Origin of the sequence: Mycobacterium sp. 1482292.6 (genome assembly GCF_001672995.1) — a bacterium.
GTDB classification, from domain to species: domain Bacteria; phylum Actinomycetota; class Actinomycetes; order Mycobacteriales; family Mycobacteriaceae; genus Mycobacterium; species Mycobacterium europaeum_A.
In genome coordinates, this window is record NZ_LZKV01000131.1 from 1 (window position 1) to 572 (window position 572).

The following is a 572-nucleotide window of genomic DNA, read 5'->3' on the forward strand; positions in this document are numbered from 1 at the left end:
GCCGCGCAGGGTGATGACCGACGCCGGTTGGGTGCCGGGCGGGATGGTGATTTCGCTGACGCCGTCCAAGATGGCGTCGACGGTGACGGTGGCGCCCAGCGCCGCGTCGACCATCGGCACCGAAACCGTGCAGTGCAGATCGTCGCCTTCGCGGACGAAGACGTCGTGGGGCTGTTCGTGGACCTCGACGTAGAGGTCGCCGGCCGGGCCGCCGCCGGGCCCGACCTCACCCTGCGCGGCGAGCCGCACGCGCATGCCGTCGCCGACACCCGCGGGGATCTTGACGCTGATCTCGCGGCGGCCCGGCCGGCGACCTCTACGTCGAGGTCCACGAACAGCCCCACGACGTCTTCGTCCGCGAAGGCGACGATCTGCACTGCACGGTTTCGGTGCCGATGGTCGACGCGGCGCTGGGCGCCACCGTCACCGTCGACGCCATCTTGGACGGCGTCAGCGAAATCACCATCCCGCCCGGCACCCAACCGGCGTCGGTCATCACCCTGCGCGGCGAGCCGCACGCGCATGCCGTCGCCGACACCCGCGGGGATCTTGACGCTGATCTCGCGGCGGGC

General features: G+C 71.7%; 2 pseudogenes. One reads left to right on the top strand and one right to left on the bottom strand.

Annotation, left to right across the window (positions count from 1 at the left end):
* A pseudogene (locus tag A5624_RS13630) lies at positions 1 to 315 on the bottom strand (DnaJ C-terminal domain-containing protein); the annotation flags it as partial.
* Between the two features lie 38 nt (positions 316 to 353).
* Here A5624_RS13630 and A5624_RS27425 point away from each other — a divergent pair.
* Positions 354 to 572: pseudogene (locus tag A5624_RS27425) on the top strand (DnaJ C-terminal domain-containing protein); the annotation flags it as partial.